This is a genomic window from Microvirgula sp. AG722 (genome assembly GCF_003269145.1).
GTDB classification, from domain to species: Bacteria; Pseudomonadota; Gammaproteobacteria; order Burkholderiales; family Aquaspirillaceae; genus Microvirgula; species Microvirgula aerodenitrificans.
This window is the reverse complement of record NZ_QLTJ01000026.1, coordinates 1-26,389: the sequence shown is the minus strand read 5'-3', so window position 1 is coordinate 26,389 and position 26,389 is coordinate 1. Positions and strand designations below refer to the sequence as shown.

General features: G+C 65.6%; 23 protein-coding genes. 12 read left to right on the top strand and 11 right to left on the bottom strand.

Annotation, left to right across the window (positions count from 1 at the left end):
- Nucleotides 1-315 (bottom strand): SpvB/TcaC N-terminal domain-containing protein (locus tag DFO50_RS18130; RefSeq protein ID WP_304598485.1); only part of this gene is annotated, 315 nt, incomplete at its 3' end.
- 222 nt (nucleotides 316-537) lie between these two features.
- Nucleotides 538-1,065 carry an inorganic diphosphatase gene (ppa, locus tag DFO50_RS18125; RefSeq protein ID WP_028500327.1) on the bottom strand — a complete coding sequence of 176 codons (528 nt, stop codon included), beginning with the start codon at nucleotides 1,063-1,065 and terminating at the stop codon, nucleotides 538-540.
- Between the two features lie 129 nt (nucleotides 1,066-1,194).
- Between ppa and coq7 the strand changes: the two genes are divergently transcribed.
- Nucleotides 1,195-1,815 (top strand): 2-polyprenyl-3-methyl-6-methoxy-1,4-benzoquinone monooxygenase, encoded by a 621-nt coding sequence (coq7, locus tag DFO50_RS18120; protein WP_028500326.1) that lies wholly within the window; start codon nucleotides 1,195-1,197, stop codon nucleotides 1,813-1,815.
- Nucleotides 1,816-1,852: 37 nt separating this feature from the next.
- Nucleotides 1,853-2,251 carry a peptide-methionine (R)-S-oxide reductase MsrB gene (msrB, locus tag DFO50_RS18115; protein WP_107889773.1) on the top strand — a complete coding sequence of 133 codons (399 nt, stop codon included), beginning with the start codon at nucleotides 1,853-1,855 and terminating at the stop codon, nucleotides 2,249-2,251.
- Nucleotides 2,252-2,396: 145 nt separating this feature from the next.
- On the opposite strand, the gene DFO50_RS18110 is transcribed toward msrB, so the two are convergent.
- The 5 genes from DFO50_RS18110 to DFO50_RS18090 all read right to left on the bottom strand — a co-directional run bounded on the left by DFO50_RS18110 (nucleotide 2,397) and on the right by DFO50_RS18090 (nucleotide 8,768).
- Nucleotides 2,397-3,344, bottom strand: coding sequence for an aliphatic sulfonate ABC transporter substrate-binding protein (locus DFO50_RS18110; RefSeq protein WP_107889774.1), 948 nt, complete (start codon nucleotides 3,342-3,344; stop codon nucleotides 2,397-2,399).
- Between the two features lie 135 nt (nucleotides 3,345-3,479).
- Complete coding sequence (locus DFO50_RS18105; RefSeq protein WP_158537503.1) at nucleotides 3,480-5,363, bottom strand: methyl-accepting chemotaxis protein; 1,884 nt, start codon at nucleotides 5,361-5,363, stop codon at nucleotides 3,480-3,482.
- Nucleotides 5,364-5,423: 60 nt separating this feature from the next.
- Entirely contained in the window at nucleotides 5,424-6,710 is a 1,287-nt protein-coding gene (gene dctA, locus DFO50_RS18100; RefSeq protein ID WP_107889776.1) for a C4-dicarboxylate transporter DctA, read from the bottom strand.
- Between the two features lie 193 nt (nucleotides 6,711-6,903).
- Nucleotides 6,904-7,773, bottom strand: a complete 870-nt coding sequence (locus DFO50_RS18095) for an alpha/beta hydrolase (RefSeq protein ID WP_112692973.1) — start codon at nucleotides 7,771-7,773, stop codon at nucleotides 6,904-6,906.
- Nucleotides 7,773-8,768, bottom strand: a complete 996-nt coding sequence (locus DFO50_RS18090; RefSeq protein ID WP_158537502.1) for an AraC family transcriptional regulator — start codon at nucleotides 8,766-8,768, stop codon at nucleotides 7,773-7,775. Before DFO50_RS18090 ends, DFO50_RS18095 begins: the two co-directional genes overlap by 1 nt.
- Nucleotides 8,769-9,052: 284 nt before the next feature.
- Between DFO50_RS18090 and DFO50_RS18085 the strand changes: the two genes are divergently transcribed.
- The 5 genes from DFO50_RS18085 (at nucleotide 9,053) to DFO50_RS18065 (ending at nucleotide 14,570) form a co-directional block, all read left to right on the top strand.
- Nucleotides 9,053-11,149 (top strand): TonB-dependent receptor domain-containing protein, encoded by a 2,097-nt coding sequence (locus DFO50_RS18085; protein WP_112692971.1) that lies wholly within the window; start codon nucleotides 9,053-9,055, stop codon nucleotides 11,147-11,149.
- A gap of 86 nt (nucleotides 11,150-11,235) precedes the next feature.
- Nucleotides 11,236-11,526, top strand: a complete 291-nt coding sequence (locus DFO50_RS18080; RefSeq protein WP_112692970.1) for a DUF2218 domain-containing protein — start codon at nucleotides 11,236-11,238, stop codon at nucleotides 11,524-11,526.
- Nucleotides 11,527-11,593: 67 nt separating this feature from the next.
- Nucleotides 11,594-12,724 carry an ABC transporter substrate-binding protein gene (locus DFO50_RS18075; protein WP_051529048.1) on the top strand — a complete coding sequence of 377 codons (1,131 nt, stop codon included), beginning with the start codon at nucleotides 11,594-11,596 and terminating at the stop codon, nucleotides 12,722-12,724.
- Nucleotides 12,721-13,791 (top strand): iron ABC transporter permease, encoded by a 1,071-nt coding sequence (locus DFO50_RS18070; RefSeq protein WP_233495304.1) that lies wholly within the window; start codon nucleotides 12,721-12,723, stop codon nucleotides 13,789-13,791. Before DFO50_RS18075 ends, DFO50_RS18070 begins: the two co-directional genes overlap by 4 nt.
- Nucleotides 13,791-14,570 (top strand): ABC transporter ATP-binding protein, encoded by a 780-nt coding sequence (locus tag DFO50_RS18065; RefSeq protein WP_112692969.1) that lies wholly within the window; start codon nucleotides 13,791-13,793, stop codon nucleotides 14,568-14,570. The genes DFO50_RS18070 and DFO50_RS18065 overlap by 1 nt, the downstream gene beginning before the upstream one ends.
- Before the next feature lie 7 nt (nucleotides 14,571-14,577).
- Here the strand turns inward: DFO50_RS18065 and DFO50_RS18060 are convergent, their stop codons facing one another.
- Nucleotides 14,578-15,612, bottom strand: a complete 1,035-nt coding sequence (locus DFO50_RS18060; RefSeq protein ID WP_112692968.1) for an SDR family oxidoreductase — start codon at nucleotides 15,610-15,612, stop codon at nucleotides 14,578-14,580.
- Between the two features lie 156 nt (nucleotides 15,613-15,768).
- Between DFO50_RS18060 and DFO50_RS18055 the strand changes: the two genes are divergently transcribed.
- Entirely contained in the window at nucleotides 15,769-16,410 is a 642-nt protein-coding gene (locus tag DFO50_RS18055) for a TetR/AcrR family transcriptional regulator (protein ID WP_112692967.1), read from the top strand.
- On the opposite strand, the gene DFO50_RS18050 is transcribed toward DFO50_RS18055, so the two are convergent.
- Together DFO50_RS18050 and DFO50_RS18045 are read right to left on the bottom strand one after the other, a co-directional pair.
- Entirely contained in the window at nucleotides 16,367-17,548 is a 1,182-nt protein-coding gene (locus tag DFO50_RS18050) for a lipopolysaccharide assembly protein LapB (protein WP_158537501.1), read from the bottom strand. The two genes, DFO50_RS18055 and DFO50_RS18050, sit on opposite strands and share 44 nt — an antisense overlap.
- Entirely contained in the window at nucleotides 17,532-18,071 is a 540-nt protein-coding gene (locus tag DFO50_RS18045; protein ID WP_112692965.1) for a lipopolysaccharide assembly protein LapB, read from the bottom strand. Before DFO50_RS18045 ends, DFO50_RS18050 begins: the two co-directional genes overlap by 17 nt.
- 167 nt (nucleotides 18,072-18,238) lie before the next feature.
- On the opposite strand from DFO50_RS18045, the gene DFO50_RS18040 reads away from it, so the two are divergent.
- From DFO50_RS18040 to DFO50_RS19005, 4 genes are all read left to right on the top strand, one after another.
- On the top strand, nucleotides 18,239-24,637 hold the full coding sequence (locus DFO50_RS18040; protein ID WP_158537500.1) for an RHS repeat protein: 6,399 nt from the start codon (nucleotides 18,239-18,241) through the stop codon (nucleotides 24,635-24,637).
- Complete coding sequence (locus tag DFO50_RS19015) at nucleotides 24,583-25,020, top strand: hypothetical protein (protein WP_146745147.1); 438 nt, start codon at nucleotides 24,583-24,585, stop codon at nucleotides 25,018-25,020. Before DFO50_RS18040 ends, DFO50_RS19015 begins: the two co-directional genes overlap by 55 nt.
- A gap of 14 nt (nucleotides 25,021-25,034) precedes the next feature.
- Nucleotides 25,035-25,334: a hypothetical protein gene (locus DFO50_RS19010; protein WP_146745146.1), complete on the top strand. Its 300-nt coding sequence runs from the start codon at nucleotides 25,035-25,037 to the stop codon at nucleotides 25,332-25,334.
- Nucleotides 25,335-25,531: 197 nt separating this feature from the next.
- The gene (locus DFO50_RS19005) at nucleotides 25,532-25,945 is read left to right on the top strand and encodes a hypothetical protein (protein ID WP_146745145.1); all 414 of its coding nucleotides are present in this window, start codon (nucleotides 25,532-25,534) and stop codon (nucleotides 25,943-25,945) included.
- On the opposite strand, the gene DFO50_RS18035 is transcribed toward DFO50_RS19005, so the two are convergent.
- On the bottom strand, nucleotides 25,934-26,389 hold a 456-nt coding region (locus DFO50_RS18035; protein ID WP_146745144.1), incomplete at its 5' end, for an integrase core domain-containing protein. The two genes, DFO50_RS19005 and DFO50_RS18035, sit on opposite strands and share 12 nt — an antisense overlap.

Here is a 26,389-nt window from a genome sequence, read left to right as displayed (position 1 = left end):
GGGAACCAGCGGTTCGCCATCGGGGCCGACGAACACGTCGTCGTCGTTGTACTGCGGGACGCCGAGGCGGGTGCGACGCTGGATGGTCGGCAGGGCGAGCCGCCAGCCGGTGCCGCAGGGGCCGTTGCCGGCGCCGGCGCTGTAGCCGAGGGTCAGGGCGGGGGCGGATTCGCGGGCGACGGGGAGAGACAGCGGGATGTCGAACGAGACCAGGCCGGCGGAGAGGGTGGGCCCGCTGCCGTCACCGGGGCCGGGAAGGGCGTCGTGGATGGTGGGCAGGGTCGGCGGGGCGACGGAGACAGGCTCGGTGGACATGGAGGGAGACCTCCGTGGGGCGAGATGATCTAGTGAACTGGAGGTATGGCAGGATCGGATTGCCGCCATGGAGACGCTGGCACGGCAATAATCTGGTATAGGCGTTCAGCCGGTATCGAAGCCATTGCGGCTGACGGACGGAACGCGGGAGGCAGGCATGCCGGGCCGCCACCGGAGCGGGGCGGCCCGTGACGCGGCGCCATGGCGACGCCGGTCGGAAACTCAGGCGGTGTAGCGCTTCACGCCATCAAGCAGTTCCTGCTTGGCGGCTGCGATATCGGCCCAGCCGGTAATCTTGACCCACTTGCCCTTTTCCAGATCCTTGTAGTGCTCGAAGAAGTGCACCATCTGGTCACGCAGCAGTTGCGGCAGGTCTTCCAGTTTCTGGATGTCCTTGTACATCGGGCACAGCTTTTCGACCGGCACGGCAACGACCTTGGCATCGACGCCCGATTCGTCTTCCATCTTCAGCACGCCCAGTGCGCGGCAGCGCACGACCACGCCCGGTTGCAGCACGAACGGGGTGACTACCAGCACATCGACCGGATCGCCATCTTCGGACAGCGTTTGCGGCACGAAGCCGTAGTTGGCCGGGTACATCATCGACGTGCCCATGAAACGGTCGACGAACAGGGCGTTCGATTCCTTGTCGAATTCGAACTTGATCGGCGCGGCATTGGCCGAGATTTCGATAACGACGTTGAAATCGTTCGGCACGTCCTTGCCGGCCGGGATGCGGTCGAGATTCATGAAAGCTCCTTCATTGGGGTAAGGGGAATCAGGCGGGACAGGTCACCGCACAGTGAAACTTGCCGATTATAACGATCGCACCCGCCATGCCGCTATAATCTGCGACTGACTTTCACAGGGACGGGAACCATGCTTGACACGCTGATCGTTGAATTCGACAAGGGCCTGCGCACCGTGTTCGCGTCGGCCTCCAGCCTGAGACCGCACCCGGACCAGGACGTGGCCGAGGCCGGGTTGTCCGACGCCGAGCGTCGTCACGCCCTCGGGCTGATGCGGGTCAACCATTGCGGCGAGGTGTGCGCCCAGGCGCTGTACCAGGGGCAGGCGCTGACCGCGCGCGATCCGGCCACCCGCGATTCGCTGAAGCAGGCGGCCTGGGAAGAAACCGAGCACCTGGCCTGGACCGAGCGGCGCATTGCCGACCTCGGCGGCCGCAAGAGCGTGCTCAATCCGGTCTGGTATGTCGGGTCGCTGGCGATGGGCGTTGCCGCCGGTGCGCTGGGCGATCGCTGGAATCTGGCCTTCCTGGAAGAAACCGAAATCCAGGTCGCCGCACACCTGGACGAGCATCTGCAGACGTTGCCGGCCGACGATGCGAAGAGCCGCGCCGTGGTTGCGCAGATGCGTGACGATGAGGCCCGCCACGCCGAAACCGCGCACAACCTGGGGGCAGCGCCGATGCCGGCACCGGTCAAGACCCTGATGCACCTGACTTCGCAGTTGCTGAAGAAGTCCAGCTACCACATCTGAGCGGCACGCCGGGCCGGTGACGCCGCGGGAGACACGCATGAGCGACAGGATCGTCAAGTCCGCTGCCGAATGGCGGGAACAGCTGACACCGGAACAGTACCGGGTCGCCCGCGAGGGCGGGACCGAGCGGCCGTTCACCGGCGAGCACTATTTCCACAACAAGGACGGTCGCTACAGCTGCATCTGCTGCGGGGCGACGCTGTTCGACTCGTCGACCAAGTTCGATGCCGGTTGCGGCTGGCCGAGCTTCTGGGCCGAGGCAGTGCCCGGCAGCATCGTGCGGTTGCGCGATACCAGCCACGGCATGGTGCGCATCGAGGTTCGTTGCGCCCGCTGCGATGCGCATCTCGGCCACGTGTTCCCCGACGGTCCCGAGCCGACCGGCGAGCGCTACTGCATCAACTCGGTGTCGATCGGCTTCGAGCCGGGCGCGTGACCCGGCTGTAGCACGTCACCGGCCGCCGCTGGCCGGCTTCGTGTCAGCCACATCCCGGCATCGCGGTGCAGGATGTGCGGGGCTGCCGTGCCCGACCCGACCCCGGATGTGAACTACGGAAACCGGAAGGACCCGGGCGTCCCCGTCACAGCAGCGACTCGGCGAACACCGCGTCCTGGACGCGGATCTTGCGCGGGGTCAGGCCAAGCTGGTTGAAGGTGTCGGCCAGTTGCTGCTGTTCCTGCACGATGCGGGCATCGACCGGCTGCACCTGGTAGTCGCGGCGTTCGGTGGCCAGCTTCAGCACCCTGGCGTCGACCCCCAGCTGGGGCGCGAGCAGATCGGCGACCGCCTGCGGATGCTGCTGGGCCCACTGCTCCGATTTTTTCAGCTCGGCAAACACCCGGCGCAACACCTCCTTGTGGCTGCCGGCATAGCTGCGCGAGGCGACATAGAACGTCCGGTTGCTGGACAGGCCGCTGCCGTCACGCAGCACGCGCACCTTGCTGGACAGTTGCTGGCCGGCCAGATACGGGTCCCACAGGCCGATGGCCTGGACCTGTCCGGACTCGAATGCGGCCCGCGCATCGGCGGCATTGGTCGCATACACCGGCTGGATGTCTTCGTAGCGCAGGCCGGCCTGCTCCAGGGCGCGTACCAGCAGATACTGCACATTCCAGCCGCGGCCGATGGCGATTTTCTGTCCCTTCAGCTCCCTGACCGAGCGGATCGGCGAGTCGGCCGGTACCAGCAGGGCAATGCCCTTCGGATACGGGTGCTCTGCCGCGAGGTACACCAGATCGATGCCGGCGACCTGGGCGAACACGGTTGGCGCGTCGGCCGCGTGGCCGAAATCGATCGCCCGGGCATTCAGCGCTTCCAGCAGTTGCGGGCCGGCGGCGAACTCATGCCATTTGACCTGGATGCCGAGCGGCTTCAGCGCGCGTTCGAGATTGCCGGTGCCCTTGAGAATATTGAGCGTGTTGAATTTCTGGTAGCCGATGCGGATGACGGAGTCGTCGGCTTGGGCACTGACGGACAGCATCAGCGCAGCGGCGAAGAGGACGAAAAGGCGGGCAACAAAACGGGGCATGGCCGGCTCCTGTGCTGACGGGAAAGCGGCCATGGTAGGGAGGGTTGTTTAGTACTGCATGGAAGCGATTTTGCGCTATTAATATCGTTATGGAATAAAGAATCGTGCTGCGCCCGCAGCACGATTCTCGTTTGCCTACAGCCGGAACTGCTTGAACAGCGCGCGGATATTGTCCGCCAGCCGGGTCAGTTCGAGCAGATGGACCGAGACCGACTGCAGCGCTTCATCGCTGGAACGGACCTGCTGCGTGACGCGTTCGGTGTTCTGCGACATCAGCGTGGCGGCCTGGAACTGCTCGCTGGTCGAATGGGCGATCTCGTGCATATTGCGCACCACCTCGTCCATTTCCGCCTGGATGCGGTCCATGTCGCTGGCGGTGGTGGTGGTCAGCGCCAGTCCGGACTCCACCGAGTTCAGCGTCCGCTCCATATTGTCGCTGGCGCTGCCGGTCGCGCTGCGCATGCCGTCGATCATCTGCGAGATCTCGGTTGTGGCCTGGCCGGTCCGCTCCGCCAGCTTTCTGACTTCGTCGGCCACCACGGCAAAGCCGCGGCCCTGTTCACCGGCGCGGGCGGCTTCGATGGCGGCGTTCAGCGCCAGCAGATTGGTCTGGTCGGCGATTTCCTTGATCACCTGAATGATGCCGCCGATATTGTCGGCATGCTGCCTGACCTCGCCGAACAGCGACGACAGGTCACGGACGATGGACGCGGACTGGCTCATTTCCGCTGACAGCTTCTTGATGCTCTGCGCGCCTTCGAGCGACAGCTTGCCTGTCGCCTCGACCTTGCCGCTGGTATCGCCGGCATAGTCGGCAATGTGGGAAATGCTGACCGTCAGCTGTTCGATGGTTGCGGCATTGCTGCCGCTGTGATTGGCCAGCTCGCTCGACTCGGCCGCCATGCGGGTCGACAGGCCGGACAGGGCGCCGACGCCATCGGTCAGACTGGCGGCTTCCTGCTGCACCGACACGAACAGCTCGCGCAGGGTACCCTGGAACTGGTTGAAGGCCTGTGCGGTCTGGGCGATCTCGTCGCGGCCGGCCACGTCGATGCGACGGGACAGGTCCGCGCCGCCGGAGGCAATGGCGGTCATGGCATCGCGGATGCGGATCAGTCCGGCCAGCATGCGACTGACCATCAGCGTGCCCAGCGGCAGCAGCACCAGCAGCAGGACCGCGATCAGCACCAGCGAGAACATCAGCAGCTTGTCCAGCGGCGCCAGGGCCAGGTCCTTGTCCATGGCCACGACCAGATACCAGCCGCTGCTGTCGATGCGGCGCACCGAGATGAATTCCTGGTCCCCGCCGACCGTGGTCTGCAGCATGGCCTGCGACCTGGCCGCCTCGGCCAGGCGCGTGGCGTCGAGTTCGGGCGCCAGTTCCTGCAGGGGTTTGCCGAGCAGGGCCTCGCTGGCGTGGATCAGTACCTTGCCGTCATGGTCGACCACCATCGCATAGCCGTCATAGGCAAGCTTGGCACCCAGCAGGCTCTTGACCAGCCCATCCATGTATACCGCCAGCCCGACCACGCCGATCTGCGCATCGCCGTGCAGCACCCGGCGCGCGAATGACACCATCGGCTTGCCGGTGCCGGCGTCCGGGTAGGGCGGGGTGACGATCGGGCGGGTGGCGGCGTCAGTCGCCTGCTTGTACCACGGGCGTCCGGTCGGGTTGTAATCGGCAGGCAGGTTCTGCGGCCGCGATGCCAGATAGCGCTTGTCCGCCAGCCCCAGGAAGGCGAAGTTGACGTCCCGCGCCCGCCCGGTCACCTCGAGGATCGGGGTCGGGTCACCGGTCGCCACGCCCGGCGCGGTCGCGTCGATCAGGCTCAGCTTTTCGGCCAGCCAGTCGTCGACATTCTTCGCATACGAGCTACTGGCAATATCGGATTGCAGTGACACGCTTTCGAGCAGTTCCGCACGCATGCGCTGGTAGGCGGCAAGCGTCAGGATAATGGCCGGAATGGCAATCGACAGGCTGATGGTGGCGATCAGTTTGCTACGCAGGGACTGCAGCATGGTGGGGCTCTCCATGGGACGGTATCTTGTGGCTGGCCGGAGAGCGGGCGGGCCCGGGCTCTAGCAGTGTTGCTGGTCGACCGGCGCGGCCGGGCGACTCAATACCTCATGGGCGCGCTGATGATCGATGGCCTTGCTCCAGACCGCGACGACCACGGTGGCGACGCAGTTGCCGATCAGGTTGCCGGCGGCGCGGCCGATGCCGATAAACCAGTCGACCGACAGCACCAGCACCAGACCGACCGCCGGAATCGACGGATGCGACGCCAGCGTGGCCGACAGAATGACGATGGCCGAGCCGGGAATGCCGTGGGCGCCCTTGGATGTCACCAGCGCAATCAGCAGAATGCCGAGCAGATCGGTCAGCGACAGCGGGGTATTGGTCGCCTGGGCGATAAACACGGCGGCCAGGGTCAGATAGATCGAGAACGCATCCAGATTGAACGAGTAGCCGGTCGGAATCACCAGCCCGACTACCGGCTTGCTGATGCCCAGCCGCTCCAGCTTGCACATCACTTGCGGCAGTACGCAGTCCGACGACGCCGTGCCGAGCACCACCAGGATTTCCTCACGCAGATAGCGGATCAGCTGCACGATGCTGAAGCCGGCGATGCGCAGGATGGTGCCGAGCACCACCAGGATGAACAGGGTCACGGCAAGATAGAAGGTGCCGACCAGATAGCCGAGCTGCAGCAGCGACGCATAGCCGTATTCGCCGACGGTAAAGGCCACCGAACCGAGCACGCCGAGCGGCGCCAGCTTGATGATGAAGCCCATGACCCCGAACAGCAGGGTCGAGAAGGAGTCGACCAGCGCGGTCAGATTGCGGCCCTTTTCCCCCATCAGCGACAGCGAACAGCCGAACAGGATCGCGATCAGCAGGATCTGCAGCACATCGTTGCGGGCAAAGGCGGAAAAGACGCTGTCGGGGATGATCTTCATCAGGAAGGCCACCGAACCGCTGTCGGTGACCTGATGGGCGGATTGCAGATACTGTCCGGCGACGCCGGCATTCAGCGCGCTGACGTCGACATTCATGCCGTGACCGGGCTGCAGCAGGTAGGCGAGGGCAATCCCCAGCGCCAGTGCCAGCGTGGTGACCAGCTCGAAGTAGACGATGGCGGTCAGCCCGACCTTGCCGACCTTTTTCAGCTCGCCGGCATTGGCGATGCCGGAAACGACCACGGCGAACACCACCAGCCCGACCAGCATGCGGATCAGCTTGATGAAACCTTCGCCGAGCGGATGCAGGCTGATGGCGAAATCCGGATAGAACACGCCAATCAGGATGCCGGCGACCAGGGCGACCAGGACTTGTGCGAATAGCGAGCGGCACAGGCGTTTCATGCAGAATCTCCAGGGCAGTGACCGGCCTCTCGCCTGGCGGGCGCCGTGGCGGGGCGGGCCGGTACTGTGAGGCCGAGTCTACTGTGAGGAAGAAAGCGCTTTATTGTCATCGGACGACAATGGATTGTCTTTGCGCGCCAATTCAATGCCAATGTCAACGCTTTGTGTCGCTAGTGCATAAAACGGGGTCGGGTCACTGACCGGATGCCGGCGCTTCCAGCAGGCCGCGCGGCAGCGGCGACAGTACCGTATCGAGCCCTCGCAGCAGGGACAGCGGCAGCGACGCCCCGTGACCGGCCTGATCGAGCAGGGCAAAGCTGACATCGATATCGCGGCTGGCGTCCAGCCGGGCGGCCATGGCGGCGGTATTGTCACGCATGCGATTGCGGGTCTCTCTGGCCCCGACCGTCAGCAGCAGGCGGGCCGGCCCGTTGCTGATGCCCGGCCGGGCCGCTTCCTCGGCCAGGATCGATTCGCGGTTCCACCAGATCGACGGGCTGGCCGCCACATAGGACTGGAAAGCCTGTGGCCGGGTAAACAGCACATGCAGCGCAAACAGGCCGCCAAGCGAGTGGCCGAACAGCGTCTGCCGGCGGCGATCGATCGGCAGCTCACGCTCGATGCGCGGCTTCAGCTGCTGCTCGATAAAGTCCAGCAGCGCGGTCTGGCCGCCGGTGCGCTGGCCTGGTGCGATCTGCGCCGGCAGATTGGCGGCAGCGGTCGGCGGGGTGAAGTCGTGGAAGCGGCGTGGAATGTCGAACGGCTGATCGGTCGGGTAGCCGATGCCGACGATGACCGCCGGTTCGAGATCCTGCCGGGCGCGAAGGGCGTCGGCGGCGGTGCCGATGACCGCATTGGCATCGAGCAGGTACAGCACCGGGTAGCCGGCCGCCGGCGCCGGGCGGTCCGGGCGGACCACGAAGATGCGGTACGCGCCGCCGTCCGGTCTGGCGGCGAGATCGAAGCGGGTCGTGCCCGGCAGCGTGACGTCACCGGCGTTGACGGCGGCAGCGGGCAGGATGGCAAACAGGCAGGCAGTCAGCAGCAGCGGGAGGCGGGGCATCAGATCCGGGTCCGGGACAGTTTCGGGGGCATGCCGAACGCGCGCTTGTACGCGGTGGCGAAGTTGGCAGCACTGCTGTAGCCGGCCAGATGGGCGGCCTCGCCGACGCTGACGCCGTGTTTCTCCAGCGCGGTGCGGGCGGCAAGCAGCTTGCGCTGACGCAGGTAGCCGAACACGGTGCAGCCGAAGGCGGCGCGGAATTGTCGCTGCAGGCTGGTCACGTTCAGCCCGGCCTCGCGGGCGATGGTGTCCAGTGACAGCGCATCGTCCAGATGCTGGTCGAGATAGTCGGCCAGATCGAGCAGCCGGGCGTACTCGCGCGGCCGCAGCCGCCCGGGGGCGGCCGGCAGCGGCTGCCCGAGCACGGCCAGTGCTTCGGCGACCAGATCAATGGCGCGGCTTTCCAGATACAGGTTCTGCATCAGCGTGCTGCCGGGCGGGGGGCACAGCATCTGCGTGGCCAGTGCAACCAGCGAGGCTGATGGCACCCAGCTGCGGACCGACAGGTGTTCGCGGCAGAAGGTGCGGATGACGTCGTCGCTGTCGACCCCGGCCTGGGCCAGCCATTGTGGCGACAGGGTCAGGCTGACCTTGCGTTCGCTGCCGCCGCGCCGGGCGCGGCGCACGAACAGATCGGGTTCGGCCAGCGACAGCAGCGTGCATTCGTGCCGCAGCCGGCCGCGACCGTCGCGGTGCGGGCCGAACTGGAAGCGGCGATGGCCGAAGGCGACATCGGCCTGGCCATCCAGCAGCAGGGAGAATTTCAGCCCCGGCTCCAGCAGCACCTGACTGGTCATGCTGTGCAGGTTCTCGACCTGGGTGCAGTGCGCGACCAGACCCGGCCGCAGCCGGGCAACGCGAAAGTCGCCGGCCAGCACCGGTACGTCGGCAGCCAGCCCCGGCTGGTTGAAGCGGTAGCCGGAGCCGACCAGTCCGGACAGGCGAATGATTTGCGAGCCGCTGACCAGTCGCGGCGTCGTCTCGGGAGATGTCATGCAGTAATTCCGGTGGGCAGGGCACGGCGGGAAGGCCGGGCCCGGATTGTCCATGGCCGGCAGGCGGCGATGAAGCGGGATTGTCTTGCGCAAAGGTCTTACTTGTTTGCGCAAAGGCAGTCTGAAAAACGGTATGGAATACTAGGCGCCGACAAAACGAGATGCAAATGATTCTCAATCGTCTGCTGCCATGCAATAATGCCTGCGCTTCACGATCAGGGTCTCCATTGCATCCGCCAGGACACGGCCCCGCAGCCAGTGTTGACGTAGATAACGGAGTTCCCATGGCTCATACCAGACAAATCATCCCGCTGCCGGCACGCCGACCGGCCATGCGCCTGGCGATCATCGCCGGCACCCTCGGCAGCCTGTACGCCTCCGGCGCGCTGGCCGCGCAACCGGCCAGTGACGCCGCCGTGGCCCTGCCCGACGTGGTGGTCACGGCCGCCGGCTACGAACAGAAAATCAAGGAAGCACCGGCCAGCATCTCGGTGCTCACGCGCCAGGATCTGGAAAGCCAGCCGTTCACCGACCTGAAGGACGCCGTCCGCCATCTGGAAGGGGTCAGCATCGTCGGCGAAAGCGGCGAGCAGGACATCTCGATCCGCGGCATGTCCGGCGAATACACGCTGATCATGGTCGACGGCAAGCGGCAGAACACCCGCGAGACCATGAACCGCGGTACCGGCGGCGTACAGCCGAGCATGATCCCGCCGCTGGAAGCCATCGAGCGCATCGAAGTGGTGCGCGGGCCGATGTCGTCGCTGTACGGTTCGGATGCGATGGGCGGCGTGATCAACATCATCACCCGCAAGGTGCCGGCGCAGTGGCACGGTTCGGTCAATCTGGGCGGCATCTTCCAGGAGCACTCGCGCTACGGCGATACCGGCCAGGGCGACTTCTGGCTTGGCGGACCGGTCAGCGACGGCCTGGTCGGCTTCCAGGTGTACGGCAATTACAGCGACCGGGCGGAAGACCATGTGTTCTATCCGGGCAACAGCACCGGCGGCGCCAAGGGCACCCGCGACGGCAGCCTGACCGCCAAACTGACGGTCACGCCGAGCGCCGACCAGGACCTGACCTTCGAGGCCGGCCACAATGCGCTGACCTACGAACGCACGGCCGGCCGGACGCTGGCTGACAACGCCGCCGACCTGAAAACCCGGCATACGCGCGACAACTGGGCCATTACCCACAACGGCCGCTGGGGCTGGGCGAATTCGACGCTGGCGCTGTACCAGGAAATCGGCAAGCAGGAAACCTGGACCGGCGGCAGCAAGAGCGCATCGGAACCAAAAACCACCAATACCACGCTGGATGCCCTGCTGACGCTGCCGTTCAGCCGCAACATGCTGAAGCTCGGCGCCCAGTACGGGTCGCAGAAAGTCGAGGACATTGCCGGCGAAGCGTCGATCAAGGGCTATCCGGTCAATGCCGACTCGGTCAGCATCAATACCTGGGCGCTGTTCGCCGAAGACGCCTTCCATGCCACCGACGCCCTGACGCTGACTGCCGGCGCGCGGCTCGACCATGACGAACGCTACGGCTCGCACGTGACGCCGCGCCTGTATGCGGTCTATGCGCTGACGCCGGCAGTCACGCTGCGCGGTGGCGTGGCCAAGGGCTTCAAGGCGCCGACCCTGCGCCAGTCGACGGCCGGCTACTGCATGACCAGCGGCGGCGGCAGCCAGAAGCAGGGCACCCTGTGCGGGAACCCGGACCTCGATCCGGAAGAAAGCACGACCGAGGAAATCGGTATCCGCTACGACGCCGACGGCAGCAGTGCCAGCTTCACCGTGTTCAACAACGATTTCCGGAACAAGGTGGTCAGCTATGACACCGGCGTGCCCGATCCGCGCGCCAGCGGCCGCAGCATCTACGTGTACGACAACATCGCCAAGGTCAATATCCGCGGGGTCGAGCTCAGTGCCTCGCAGCAGTTGAACAAGCAGTGGAAGCTGTCCGGCAACTACACCTACACCGACTCGAAGCGCGAGGGCGGCGGCGAGCCGGCCTACAACGGCGGCTCGCTCGACGGCCGCCCGCTGGACAAGACGCCGCGCGACATGGCCAATCTGCAGCTCGACTGGACCCCGACCGACAAGGTGTTGGCCTATGCCCGCGCCAGCTACTACGGCAAACAGTACTGGGCGGCCTTCCGCAACGGCGCCACCGGCGTGCGCGAGCGTCCGGCATCGACCACCTTCGACCTTGGCGGTTCGTACGTGATCAACAAGACCTTCACCGTGACCGCCGCCGTGCTGAACCTGACCGACAAGATTGTCGACATCGACCCGCGCGGCCGCAACCAGGGCCTGGACGGCAACTGGATGGTCGACGAGGGTCGCCGTTACTGGGTGAAGCTGAATGCCCATTTCTGACCCGGGCTGAATGCGCCGGGCAGTGACGAACGAAAGGGCCCCGTGCCCTTTCGGCGTTGCCGTTTTCCATTGAAAGAGAGGTTCCCGTGCGCACATCGACCGCCATTCTGACCACGCCGGATGCAAGCCGGCATCTGTTCAAGCTGTGCAAGCACTTCGCCCGCAAGATCCCGGTCGAGTTCGACGAGCGGCACGGCGAAATCCGCTTTCCGTTCGGTGTCTGCCGGCTGGCAGCCACCGCAGACGCGATGGAGCTGCACTGCGAGGCCGGCGACGACGCCGGGCTGGCGCGGCTGCAGGACGTGATCGGCTCGCACGTCGAACTGGTCACGCGCAGCACGACGCTGCTGTCGCCGGTCTGGCAACCGGCGCCGTGACAGATTGCCGCCGACCGTTGCCGGCCCGGCGGACCGGAGATTCATTAGTTTGTTGCAAGGAAAAGGCATGTCTGAAGTTGGAGGAGGGTGGTTCGCCGCCGGTCGCAAGCTGGCGCTGGGACTGGTCATGGGGTGGATGGGCATGGCGGCGCAGGCGGCAGTCGTGACCGACATCGCCGGCCGTCGGGTCGAGGTGCCGGCCAAAGTCGAGCGCATCCTGCTTGGTGAAGGCCGGCTGTTCTATGCGTTTGCGCTGCTGGAAGGCAAGCAGCCGCTGGCGCGCATTGCCGGCTGGCAGGGTGACTTCCGCTATCTCGATCCGCAGACCTACGCCCAGTACAAGGCAAAGTTTCCGGCCATCGACCGCATCCCGCTGATCGGCAAGACCAATGAAGAATCGGTCAGCGCCGAAAAAGTGCTGACGCTGAAACCGGACATCGCCGTGTTCTCGATTGCCGGCCACGGGCCCAGCCTCGACAACCCGATCGTCAAGCAGCTCGAAGCGGCGCGGGTGCCGGTGATCTTTGTCGACTTCCGCATCAAGCCGATGGAAAACACCATTCCCAGCCTGCGGATCATGGGCAAGGCGCTGCAGCGCGAGGCGACCGCCGAGCGCTTTATCCGCTTCTATCAGGAGCAGCTGCGTGCCGTGACCGGACCAGTCAGTGCCATTCCCGCCGCAAAGCGGCCCACGGTGTTCCTCGATGTGCGCGCCGGTGCGTTCGATCACGTGGCCTCGGCCGGCAAGGGCAGCCTCGGCGAGATGGTCGATGCTGCCGGCGGGCGCAATATCGGCGACACGCTGCTGCCGATCGCGCTCGGTGAAGTCAATATGGAAAAGGTGCTGGCGATGAACCCGTCGGTCTATATCGCCACCGGCGCCGGCGCGCCCGATGCGCGCACCGGGCTCAAGTTCGGCGCGGACGTCTCCCCGGCCATGGCGCGCGAGTCGCTGCAGCGCATGGCCCGGCGCGGCCATGTCGGTGCGCTGGCGGCGGTACGCAACGGCAATACCTACGGCGCCTGGCATCACTTCTACAACACGCCGTACCACGTCGTGCTGATTCAGCAGATTGCCAAATGGCTGCATCCGGCCCGCTTCGCCCGGCTGGACCCGCAGGCGTCGTGGGTCAGGATGCACAAGGAATTCCTTGCCATTGAGCCGCAAGGCACCTATTGGGTCGGGGGGCGGCCGTGAGCGCGCCGGAACTGGCGCTGGGCACGACGGCTGACGACATTGTCGGCGGCTACCGGCAACTGCTGTCGAAGCGGTTGCTGGTACTGCTGTTGCTGGCGGCCATCATCGTCGGCTCACTGCTGCTCGACTTCACCATCGGGCCGTCCGGGCTGACACTGGCCGAGCTGTGGCAGACCCTGCTGCAGCGCGAGGCGGCCGATCCGGCCACGGCAGTTATCGTCTGGGACATCCGGCTGCCGTATGCGCTGATCGCGGTGGCGGCCGGGCTGGCGCTGGGGCTGGCCGGTGCGGAAATGCAGACCGTGCTGAACAACCCGCTGGCCAGCCCGTTCACGCTCGGCCTGCAGCAGGCGGCGGCGTTCGGCGCCGCACTGGCGCTGGTGGTCGACCTCAGCCTGCCCGGCGTGCCGGGGGGCTGGAGCGTGGCAGTCAATGCGTTTCTGGTCTGTCTGCTGGCGGTATGGCTGATCGATACCGTGACCCGGGTCGGCGGCATGAGCACGTCCGGCGTGGTGCTGTTCGGCATTGCGCTGATGTTCAGCTTCGAGGCACTGACCTCGATGATGAAATACATTGCCGACGCCGATGCGCTGCAGGGGCTGGTGCTGTGGACCATGGGCAGTCTGTCGCGTGCGACCTGGCCCAAGGTCGCTGCGCTGTTCGCGCTGGTGGCCATCGTGCTGCCGCTGTCGGTCAGCAATGCATGGCGGCTGACCGCGCTGCGACTGGGCGAGGACCGCGCCGCCAGCTTCGGCATCAATGTGCGCCGCCTGCGGCGCAATGCCCTGATCCGCGCCAGCCTGCTGACCGCGCTGACGGTGTCCTTTGTCGGCACCATCGGCTTTGTCGGTCTGGTGGCGCCGCATATCGCCCGCCGCCTGGTCGGTGAGGACCATCGCTTCTACCTGCCATCCAGCGCGCTGATCGGCGCCGTGATCCTGTCGCTGGCCTCGCTGGCCTCGCGCAGCCTGATTCCCGGCACCATCATCCCGGTCGGCATCGTGACTGCGCTGGTCGGCATCCCGTTCTTTATTGCCATCGTATTCCGCCAGGGGAGGTTGTCGTAATGCCGTCGTTGTCCCTGCATCAGGTCCACGTCCGCTACGGACGGCGCGAAGTGATCCACGACCTGAACGCCCCGCGCATCGAGGCCGGCAAGGTCACGGCGCTGCTGGGGCCGAACGGCAGCGGCAAGTCGACGCTGCTGAAGGCCGTGGCCGGGCTGGCCAGTGCCGATGGCCGGATCGAGTTTGACGGCCATGCGCTGCGCAGGCAGAACGGCCCGTCGCGCCAGGTCGCCTACCTGCCGCAGACCCTGCCGCCTGCCGTACGGCTGCGCGTGCTCGAATCGGTGCTGGTTGCCCGCCAGGCAACCGCGACCGGCCTCGGCCAGTCGGGGCGGGAGCAGGATGTGCTGGCCCTGCTGGAGAGGCTCGGCATCGCCCATCTGGCACTGTGTTTTCTCGACCAGTTGTCCGGTGGCCAGCGCCAGCTGGTCGGCATTGCCCAGGCACTGGTGCGCGAGCCGGCCATCCTGCTGCTCGACGAACCGCTGTCCGCGCTCGACCTGAATCACCAGTTCCACGTGATGGAACTGCTGCGCCAGGAAACCCGGCGCCGGGGCATGGTCACGGTGGTGGTGCTGCACGACATCAATGTTGCGTTGCGGCATACCGATCACGTGCTGCTGCTGCAGGCCGGTCGGCTGGTTGCCGACGGGGTGCCGGCCGCCGTGGTGACGCCGGCCATTCTGGCGGAGGTCTACGGCGTGCAGGGCCGGGTCGAAGCCTGCTCGCACGGGCAGGCGATGGTCATGGTCGACGGGCTGGTTGCCGCCCCGGTCTGACCGTCTGTCAGGCACCGGCCGGTGCGTCCAGCCAGCCATGGCCGCGATACCAGGCCAGCGTGTCGGCCACGGTCTCGGCCAGCGGCCGGAAGTGCAGCCCCAGCTCGCGTTCGCTCTTGGCCGGGTCGAAGCGGGAGCGCTCCGCTTCACGCGCCATCAGCCGGCACGTTGCCAGACTGAGCAGCACCGGCTTGCCACTGAGGCGGGCATACAGCTCGTAGCCCAGCGACAGCACGTACAGCAGCGCTAGCGGCAGCGAGCGCGTCGGCGTGGGCACGGCGGCAATCCGGCCGATCAGCGGGACCAGTTCACGCATGGTCATGTGTCGGCCTGCCGCCAGATAGCGCTCGCCCGGCCGGCCATGCGTCGCTGCGGCAATCATCGCCTGTGCGACATCGCGGGCATCGACCACCGAGAAGCTGCCGGGAACCAGCCCCGGCAGCCTGCCGCGCACAGTATCGAGCAGCAGTTGCCCGGACGAGGTCGGCCCGATATCGGCCGGCCCCCACATCCAGCCCGGCAGCACCAGACTGGCGTTCATGTCCGGATGCTCACGGACAAAGGCCAGCACCACCTCGTCGGACTGCATCTTGCTCAGGTAGTAGTCGTCGGCATCGGCCGCGTGGCGGAGCCGGGTTTCGTCGATCAGCGTGCCGGGTTCCCCGTTCAGGACCGCGATCGACGAGGTATGGACGAAACGGCGCACGCCGGCCTGCCAGGCGTGGTCGATCAGCCTGGCCGTGCCATCGACATTGATGCGGCGCAGGGCATCGCGATGCTGCCCGCCCTTGTAATTGTCGCGAAAGAAGGCGGCGGTATGAAAAACCGCATCGCAGCCATGCAGTACCGGCGCAAAGGCCGCGACATCTTCCATATCGCCTGTCACCAGTTCGACACCGGACAGGTCACCCAGCTGGCGCTCGCCCTTGTCGCGCGAGCGGACCAGTGCCCTGACCTGTACGCCCCGCCCGGCCAGTGCGCGGACAAGATGGTTGCCAAGCAGCCCGGTGGCGCCGGTCACGAAGACGGTTTGCAGCGGCATGATGTGAAAAACCTTTTTCGGATTTCAAGTGAAATTCAGTATGCGCAGTTTTATTTTGGATTTCAATTGAAATTTGAAATGAGTGGCAGAAACTGGGCGCCGGCAGATCGCTAACGTATAATTGCGGCCGAAACTTAACAGACCGGATACCGTGCGTTGACCCAGCAAACCCCCTCCAGTCGGTCCAGCCGTGCGGAAAGCCAGGCCAGAACGCGTGAACGCCTGATCGAGGCGGCACGGCAACTGCTTGTGTCGCATGGTTTTGGCGGGACGTCGATCCGGGATATCGCCGAGCGGGCCGGCTTTTCGCAGGGCGCGTTCTACTCGAACTTTTCCGGCAAGGAAGACATCCTGCTGGAACTGCTGCGGCGCTACATGGAAGACGAGGCGGCACAGCTGTCCGCCGTTCTCGACCAGAGCGGCGACGCTGCCGACGCGATGCTGGCCGGACTTGAACTGTGGGCGGCCGAACTGGACCGCGAAACCGACTGGGCCATGCTGTCGATCGAACTGCAACTGCATGCCCAGCGCAGTCCGGCTTTTGCCGTTGCCTTCCTCGGCGTGTGGGAGGCCCACCGTCACGCGCTGGGCCAGCTGCTGACCCGGCTGTTCCACGGGCTGGGCCGCCAGCTCCCGGCTGAGCCGGCTGCACTGGCCGCGGGATTCATGGCGCTGGCGCATGGACTGGCCCTGCAGCGGCTGTCGGCGCCGGACGGACCGGGCGACTGCGTACTGATGGTGTTCCTGCGCGGACTCATCGCCGGCGCGGCGCCGCGTGGCGACGGGGCCGGGTGTTGAGCACATGCGTGGCCAGTGCCTGCTGCAGCGTCGTGCCGTCCGGCAGCAAGGGCTGGTTCATCAGCCCGTCCAGCTGCTGCTGTGCCGCCGCGGCATGACCGGACTGGCGTAGCAGCAGGCCGCGGGCGAGCAGGGCGGACAGGCAGCCCGGATCCAGTCCCAGCGCGCGCCTGATGCATGCACCGGCCTCGTCGGGGCGGCCGGACAGGGCTGCCAGTACCGCCAGCCCGCCATGGGTGTCGGCCAGCGTCCGGTCGAGCGCCAGTGCGGCCTGCAAGGACGCGTGTGCCTGCCCGGTCCGCCCGGTCAGCAACTGGCACCATGCCAGGCCGTGCCAGATACCGGCATGAGCCGGCATGTCGGCCACCGCCAGCCGGAAATGGTCTTCCGCCGTTTCGAGATGCCCGTCCAGCATGCCGACCAGCCCGCGCCCGGCCCGGGCGCGTCCGCTGTGCGGCTGGTGGTGCAGGGCGTGACGGAAAAACCGGTCGGCCTCGTCGCGGCGTTGCCCGAGCAGCGCGGCCACGCCGAGCACGGTATTGGCATCGGCATCGTCCGGAGCCTGTGCCCGGACCTTGCGGGCAAAGGCGGCGGCGGTGTCCGGTTCGTCCCGGTCCAGATACAGCGTGGCCAGGATGCCGTAATGCGGCAACTGCGCCGGATCGTGCGCCAGTGCGTCCTCGGCCACGCGGATCGCCTCATCGAGCCGCGCCTGGTGGTGGAGGATGCGCACATGCAGCGGGCCGGCGCCGGCGATGCCGCCCTCGACGGCGCGCAGTGCGTGTTCCCCGGCTTCATCGAAACGCCCGGCCAGCGCCAGCGCCCAGCCGAGATTGCCATGCAGTTCGGGCGTGGCGGTACCTTGCGCCAGCAGCGCCTGAAATATCGCAATCGCCGCCGTCGCATCACCACAGCGCAGCAGCAGCAAGCCGTCCAGCGACCGGGCGGCGGGCGACAGCGGTGCCGACCGCGCCTGCTGCGTCAGCCAGTGTCGCGCGTCGTCGAATCGTCCGAGCCGATAGCACAGATCGGCCGCTTCCTGCTGCAGGCCGGCGTGTGCCGGATCGGCCTGCAGCCAGACGAGCACGCGGTCCAGACGGCGGCCGGCGTCATCCATGTGCTCAGCCCGGTCCGGCATGGACATGCCGGAAAACCGAACTGGCGGCGCCGTTGTCTGCCGGCATGTCATCCAGCTGTGCCAGCAGGCGGCGCATATCGTCATTCAGTGCCGGGTTGTCGCGGTTGGCATCGATGCCGAGGGCAAGCAGACGCCGGCAGGGGGCCAGCTCGTCAGCCAGCAGGTGCTGCAGCGCGTCCCGGAACAGGCGCAGGGGGGCGGTGGCATCGAGCAGGTCCAGCTGCTGCCAGACCTCGACGGCCTGTGCCGTCCGGCCCAGGGTCATCAGCAGCAGGCCAAGCTGGAAACGGGCCGTGGCCAGCAGGGGATCGATATCGATCGCCAGTGCCAGATGCGCAACGGCGCGCTCCGGCAGGCCGATGTCCGCATACAGCACGCCGAGCAGGTACAGCCGTTGCGGATCGCTGGCCTGGGTCGGGTCGGCCCGCTTCAGCAGCAGCAGTGCTTCGGTATGGCGCTGCTGCCGCAATGCGTGAATGGCCAGCCGGTATTTTTCTTCCTGATCAAGTACTTCCAGGTCCATGACGTCTCCCGTGGATCGTCGCTGAAAACGGGAAAACTATGGCATGTGCGTCACCATGCGCCAAACCGGGCTCGCCGGCGCTGTACAAAATTAATTTCCGGCCCCCCTAAATGAATCCTCGCCCGCTGCGGACAACTTCTGCAGAAGACACGGCGGGAGCGTGGCACATGATGGGGATCAGCATCGGGGTAGACACCGGCCGGACAGACAATCTGGCCGGGGCGGGCGGGTTCGGGCAGCGGGGAGAACGGGTACGGGTCGATGCCGCCAGCGGCCGGCTGCAGTTGCGACGACGCGACGACATGCGGGTGTCGGTCGGCCCGGATATCGAACTGCTGCGTTCCTACAACAGTCAGCGCGACGATGGCGACAACTGGCGCTTCGGCTATGCGCGCCGGCTGCATGGCCGGAACGGGACGCTGAATGCTCCCGGCAGCAGCGTGCGCCGGACCGACGAGGATGGTGTCGAGCGGGTGTGGCGCTACGACGCCGGCCGCGCGGCCTACGTCGAGCGCAGTGGCGGCGGTGCCGATGACCTGCTGCGCTTTGATCCGGTTGGCGGCACCGGCGTGTGGACCGATGGCGACAGCCAGCGCGAAGAGCACTACGATGCCGCCGGCCGGTTGCAGGCGGTCCGTGATCCCGACGGCCAGGCGCTGACCCTTGCCTACGACGATGCCGGCCGGCTGAGTGCCGTGACCGGTGCCAGCGGCGAAACCCTGCACATCGACTATCTGGCCGGCCGCCTGGCCGCCCTGCGCAGTACGGATGCCCGCGGCGAGCACATCGCCATCCGTTATCGGCATGATGCATCCGGCCGGCTGCAGCAGGTGGAAACCGACCTGACACCGGAGGATGGCCGGACCGACGACGGCCTGGTGTACCTGACCCGCTATGGCTACGACGGCGAGTCGGCACGACTGGCCAGCATCGACCACAGTGACGGCGGACGGCTGGAGTTCACCCATGTCCGCATCGGCGACGGCTACCGGGTGCAAAGCGTCAGCGACGTGCGCAGCGCCACCGACCGCCGCACCACCACATTCGATTACGACCTGGCTGCCGGTACCACCAGCGTGACCGACCCGCTCGGCCAGGTCTGCGTGCTGCAGCACGATGCCCACGGCCGCCTGCTCGGCGTCGACAGCGCAGCCGGTTCGCTGCGTTACGAGTACGACGCGGCGGGGCGCCTGCTGGCCCGCACCGATGCTGCCGGCCACCGTCACGAATACCAGTACGATGCGCGCGGCAACGTCGTGCTGGAACGCGGGCCGGATGGCCGGTGCGTGCGCCGGCGCTTTGGCGAACGCAATGAACTGCTGGCACAGACCATTGCTGCCGACAGCGCCGGGGCGCAGACCACGCGCCACGTCTACGACGACCGGCTGCGGCGGCGCTTCGAGATCAGCACAGCCGGTCGCGTGACCGAATACCGCTACGATGCCGACGGTCACCCGGTCACGCAGCTGCGTTATCCGGATGCGGTCGCGGCAGCGCTGTCGGCACAGCCGGACGAAGCCGAACTGCGCGACTGGGTGGCGACGCAGGACCCGGCGCGCGTTCGCCGCCGTGACAGCGAGTACGACCTGCGCGGCCAGCTGTCACGACAGATCGATTACGCCCGGCTCGATGCCACCGGGCTTGGCCTCGATGACGGCCGGCAGCAGGTACAACGCTTCGTCCACGATGCCGGGGGCCTGTTGTTGCTGCATGTCGATGCCGGCGGCGGCGAAACCCATTACCAGTACGACGGCCTGCGGCGGCAGACCAGCCGTCGCGACGCGCTCGGCAATCAGAATGTCACCGTCCACACCGGAGCCGACAGCGCGCTGACGCTGGCGAACGGGCTGACCCGGATACAGACCCGGGATCCGTTCGGTCGGGAACTGTCGGAGGTCCTGCGGCAGGATGGGGTCGTCCTTGGCGAAACCCGCTACCACTACGACCGGGCCGGGCGCCTGCGGCGACAGACCGACCCACTCGGCCAGCACAGCCACCTGCTGTATGACGCAGCCGGACGCAAGGTGGCCGACATCGACGCGGCCGGCACGCTGACCGAATACCGTTACGATGCGGTCGGCCGCTGCATCGGTACCCTGCGCTACGCGACTCCGGTGATGGCCGAACAACTGGCGCGGGACGACATCACGCTGGGCGAGGTGCGTCCGCTGGCCGGGGTCGGTCGCGACCAGGCCGAGTGGCGGCAGTTCGACGCCGCCGGACGGCTGCAACTGCAGGTCGATGCCCGGGGTGCGGTGACCCGCTGGCAGCATGATGCCGCCGGCCAGGTGGTCGGCATCACTGCCTATTCTCGTGTGCTGGATGCCGCCGCCCTGGCGGCGCTGGCCGCTGCGCCCGAGCTTCCGTTGCCGCCGATGGCGCAGGATGATGAGGCGCGCCATATCCGCCAGTTTCACGACAGCGACGGGCTGCTGCTGGGCCGGCTCGACGGTGAAGGCTTTCTGACCGAATACCACTACGACGGCAGCAGCCAGCTGACCGGCACCACCCGCTACGCGGTACGGACCGATGCCGTGCAGCGGCATGAGGCCAGCCTGGATCAGCTGCGTCCGGCGGTCGATGCGACCGACCAGCACACCCGCGAGCGCTATGACGGCCGGGGCTTGCGTATCGCCCGGCTTGATGCCGAGGGCTATCTGACTGAATACCGTCATGACGAAGCCGGCAGGCTGAGCGACGAGATCCGCCATGCGCACCGGGGAGGGGGCGGTGACGCTGCGTGGCAGGCGCCGGCCAGTCACGACGACCAGCACACCCGCTATCGTTACGACGTGCTGGGGCGGCTGATCGTGCAGCGTGACCCGAATGGTCTGATTACCCGGCTGCAGTACGACAGCGAAGGCCGGCTGCAGAGCCGCGAACGCATCGCCGGCGAGCACGACAGTCGCCGCGAACTGCAGCGCCACGACAGCCGGGGCCGGCTGGTTGCCGTGCTCGCCGGTGAGGGCGCCCACGCCCTTGCGGCGCTGGCTGCCGATGCTCCTGCTGCAGAAATCGAAGCGGTCTGGGCCCGCTGGGGCACCCGCCACCGCCATGACGACGGTGGTCGCCGCATCGCCACCGTGAGTCCGGACGGCGTCGGTGGCCCGGGACGGCAGACGCTGTACTACTACGATCCGGCCGGACGGCTGACCCACACCATCAATCCGCTGGGCGAAGTCAGCCACAACAGCTACGACGCCTTCGGTCGCCAGATCCGCGTCGTGCGCTATGCCAGCCGGCTTGATGCCGGCGTGCTGGCCGGGCTGCGTGGCGGTGCCAGCCATGACATCGAGGCGCTGGTCCCGGCACTGTCGCTACCGGTGAATGACAGCACCATCAGCTTCCGCTACGGCACGCATGCCCAGTGGGAGGTGCGACGCGACGGACTGGGGCATGACACCTTTCGCCACTACAACGCCTTTGGTGAATTGAGCCGGCAGCGTGATCCGCAAGGGGAGGGGCGCTGGCTCGACACCGACCATGACTACGACCTGCGCGGGCGGCTGACCTCGACCCGTGCCGATCCTGACGGGCTGAACCGCTTTACCCGGCACGGTTACGATGCCTTCGGCCTGCGCATCGCCGATTTCGATGCCCGTCAGCAAACCGACAGGTACCAGTATGACCGGCTGGGCCGGCGGATTGCCCATCACGATGCGAATGGCCAGCAGCAATGGCGACATGACGCATTCGGCCGCGAGATTGCCCATATCGATGCGGCAGGCCGGATCCGCACCACCCGGCACGACACCGCCGCCGGTACCGTCCTCATCGAACGGCCCGGCGGACTGGGCCGCGAGATGACGACCCGCAACCGCCATGGCGAGCAGGTCCGGCACCTCGACGGGCGCGGGCTGGAAACCGGGTTCGAATATGACCATGACGGCCGGCTGATCCGGGAAACCCGCGATGGCGACATCCGGGCCCGCTATCTCCATGACAGTGCCGGCCAGCGTATCGAAAGCCGTGACGGACGCGGCACGCCGACCCGCTACCACTATGATGCCGCCGGCCGCCTGCAGGGCGAAACAGTCGATCCGGACGGGCTGGCGCTGCAGCGCACCTATCTTCATGACGCACTGGGTCGGCAAGTCCGGACCACCGGGGCGGATGGCGTGGTCAGTACCTCCAGGTACGACCGTAACGGCCGCGTGATTGTGACCGTCGTCGATCCTGGCGAGCTGTCGCTGGTCTCAACCTGGAATTACGACGCGCAGGGGCGCGTGCTGCAGCAGGTGACCGGCCGCGGGGAGGACATCACCACCTACCGTTATGACCTGCTTGGCCGCCTCCTCGAAACCGTGGTCAACCCGTACGGACTGCGATTGCGGACCACGCAGGCCTACGACAAGAACGGCAATCTGCAGGAAAGCACCGACGCACTGGGCCAGCGTACGCTGACCTTCCATGACCGGACCGGGCGTTTGCAGTGGCGGGTGGCGGCCGACGGCAGCGTTCACGGCTATCAGTACGATGCCAATGGCCGTGAAACGGTCCATACCGCCTACGCCAGCCGGATCGACCTGACCGGTCTGGCGCCGGGCGACAGCGCAGAGCTGAAGGCGCGGCTGCGGCCGGACCCCGATCGCGACCGTCGCTCCCGGCAGTGGCATGACGCACTGGGCCGCCGGACCCATCTTGTCGATGCGTCCGGCTACCTGACCGAGTGGCAATACGACGGCAACCACAATCTTGTCACCGAGACCCGCTTTGCCAATGCCGTCACCCTCGACGGTGCGGCACCGCCGCTTGCCACCCGCAGCGGGCACGACCGGACCGACCGCTACCAGTATGACCGCCACGACCGGCGGGTCGCCCACCGCGATGCCGAACACGCCATGACACGCTGGTGGCACGACGGCAACGGCAATATCACGCGGGTTCGTTACCATCTGCGGCCGGCAACCGATGACATGACGGTGGCGGACGATGCCGGCGACCGGATCGAGCACCGGATCCATGATGCAGCCAACCGGCTGGTCTGGCAGCAGGACGGCACCGGTGCGGTCAGCGAGTCACGCTACGACCAGGCCGGCCGCCTGCTGGCCCGGATCCGCTATGCCCATGTGCCGGACACCGGTATCGACAGCGGCGCGCGGCTGGTGGCAGGCCATGGCGACGTCAAACAGACCACCGACTACGACGTCCTGGGCCGGCCGGTCCTGCTGCAGGACGGCAGTGGCAACCCGACCCGCCAGCGCTGGAGTTCGGGCGGTCGCCTGCTGGAAACCGTGCGTGGCCATGATCACGAGGCTTCGACCACCCGGCACGATTACGACAGCGCCGGCCGGCTGGTGGCGGTCACGCGTGGTGCCGGCAGTCCGGCGGAAAGCACTGTCCGCTACAAACTGGATGCGCTTGGCCAGCGTGTGGCCGAGCTGGGCGCCAGCGGCGAACCGCGCTTGCAACGGCGCTTCGACCCGCTGGGGCGCGAATTGAGCCTGATCGATGCGCTGGGCGGCGAGACCCGGCGTGCCTACGGTCCGTTCGGGCAGATGGTGGGGGCGGCCGCTGGAGAATGGACCGCCATCGCCGCCAGTGCCATGGCCGGCAGTGCGCTGACCCAGAGCGCCTCAAGCGTACTGGGCATTGGTCACTTCAACTGGACCGCCGTCGCAGCAGCCGGTGCGGGCGCCATGCTTGGCCACAGCGTCGGCAAGGGCCTGCATGCCGCAGGACTCCGGCAGCCGTTGCTGAGCGGCACCCTCAAGAGCATGGCCTCGGGCGGAGCCCAGTCCCTTGTTCATGGCGTGCGGCCGAACTGGGGCCGGATCGCGGCGGAATCGTTCGGCAACAACGTCGGCCATCAGGTGGTGGGTTCGGCCGTCGAACGGGACCGGGAACAACAGCAACAGCGGCAGCCACAAGCGATCCGGCGGGAAGTGGCCGGCCAGAACGACGCCGTCGGCTATCGGGACGATGGCGGACTGCAGGCACGAGCGGAAACCGCCTGGCGCCAGCAGGAGCGCAGGCGGCAGACGGCCATTGCCGAGGTGCAGTCGCTGGAGCGGGGGGCTGACGTCTCGCTGAATGGCGAAGCGATGCTGGATGAGATCGTGGTGACGGCATCGCGGCTGCCTCCGGGCGACGAACCGGGAGCCATGCAGCGAGCGCGGGATGCCTACAGCGAAGCGCTGAAGGATGCATTGATTGGCACAGGACAGATCCTGTCGGATCAAATGTATTTCATGGCATCCAGAACCAGTGGCGGGCTGATAGACGACCGGGGCGCAGCCGCACGCAATGTGGAACTGGTACGCGGCACGATGGATGCCATCGCGGGGATTCCACGGCAGTTTGCTGTCGGAATGTACTATCTGGCTCACCCCGGTGAACTGAATGCGGAGCAGATCGGCCGGGCAATGGGTGGGGCTGCGGCCGGGTCTGTGGGGGGGCGGGTTGCTGCTAGGGTGGGGGGGGGAAAGGAAGCCTTGGCTATGCTGGAGGGGTGGGAGAGAGCATTCCAAATAAAACAGGAAAATATGGAAAGTTCAGCTCAGCAAACGAATTGGCAACTGAAGTATATCTTCGCTATCAACGTCATACAGATGAAGCTTACATAGCAACATTGCGTGCAGTAGAGCGTGGTAGGCTTAATATCCGGGATGGTATGTCTCAGGAAATTATTATAGGACAACGTACTGACGCGATCGCTCGGGCTCGTATGGAAAGATGGTTGAGGAGTGAAGAAATTTCGGAAGGAATAGGGCAGGCTGTTCATTTAAATAGATGGCTGCGAGATCCATCTGGTAGTGGAGCTTATCGAATACCAGATGTGCGCATTCCAGATGCTAATTTTATTATGGACGGAACCATTGGGTATAAATGGCAAGCAACTCGCCAAATTTCTGATTTTTACAAATTTTCAGAAGGTTCGTATATTACGATTGTACGCCCTGTTGAGTTAGGTGGCTCTTATAGTCTTTTGATTATTACTGTTAATTAATAAGGTGCTATAAAATGTGGGTTAATAGTTTTGATGGTCTGCTTGATTTTCTGTCACTTGTAATAGTTTGTGCACCAGATAATTTCCCGGAAGAGGATTTTTTAAGTTCAAATGAGCAATTGACTCTTGATAAATCTTTTGAAGAAATCCAAGTTGGAATGCAATTTGTAAAAAACAAAATTGGGGATGGCGATTTTCTGATTGGGTTGCAGAACATTCTGGATGCATCATTGTCTGCCTACAGGAATGGAGATGATATAAAAGGAGCTCGTCTTCTTCAATGTTTTGAAGGGGAATTAATGAATATTAAGTGATGTATATTTATGCTTCTTTAAGAGGTGCGTGGTGCTTAGTTAATAATAATTAGTGTTTGTGACGAAAACCATATCTAAATTTTATGATTCGCTATCAAAAAATGCTTCGCTTTTAGTGTCGGTGGCGTTCGTATTTTTTCGAGTGCTAATATATAAATTTATTTGATGCGGCCGTCGGAGAATGGGGCGCCAGTGCCATGGCCGGCAGTGCGCTGACCCAGGGCGCCTCAAGCGTACTGGGCATCGGTCACTTCAACTTGACCGCCGTCGCTGCAGCCGGTGCGGGTGCGGTGCTTGGCCACAGCATCGGCAAGGGCCTGCATGCCGCAGGACTCCGGCAGCCGTTGCTGAGCGGCACCCTCAATAGCATGGCCTCGGGCGGAACCCAGTCACTTCTTCATGGCCTGCGGTCGAACAGGGGCCGGATCGCGGCGAAACCTTTCGACAACCTGGCCGTCAGGGTTTCCGCTGCAGCCCAATCGAATGGCGGGGAAATGGCGGCGGCCTTGTCATGCCCGACAGAACTGGCGCGTCGGCCTGCTCTCCGGCGCATGCCGGCTGACAGCAGAGATGTAATGACCCAGCAAAACCTGCTCAGGTTAAACGGCTAAAGCAAACGCTTCAGCCGGGGTTTTCATCCCGAGTGCCTGATGAGGGCGGCGGGTGTTGTAGAAGCGTATCCAGTCGCTGATGGCACGGCTTGCGTGCTGCAAGGTCTCAAAGCGATGACGATGCGCGCATTGCTCCTTGAACGTACGGATGACCCGCTCGACCATGCCGTTCTGCTGTGGGCAATGCGGCGTGATGAACTCCTGGCGCAGGCCATAGCTGCGTACCAGTGCAGTATAGCTGCGAGAGGTAAAAACCAGGCCGTTATCCGAGCGCAGCAGGAACGGCTCGGGTACGCGACCCAGCGTCCCGAAGCGGGCGATCAGCGCATGCTCCAGGGCTGCGCCGGCAGTACAAGCCCGGCCGCTGCGGGACAGATGCCAGCCCAGCAGCTCACGGGTGTGGCAATCGATCACCAGAGCCAGAGTGGTCCAGCCATCACGCCC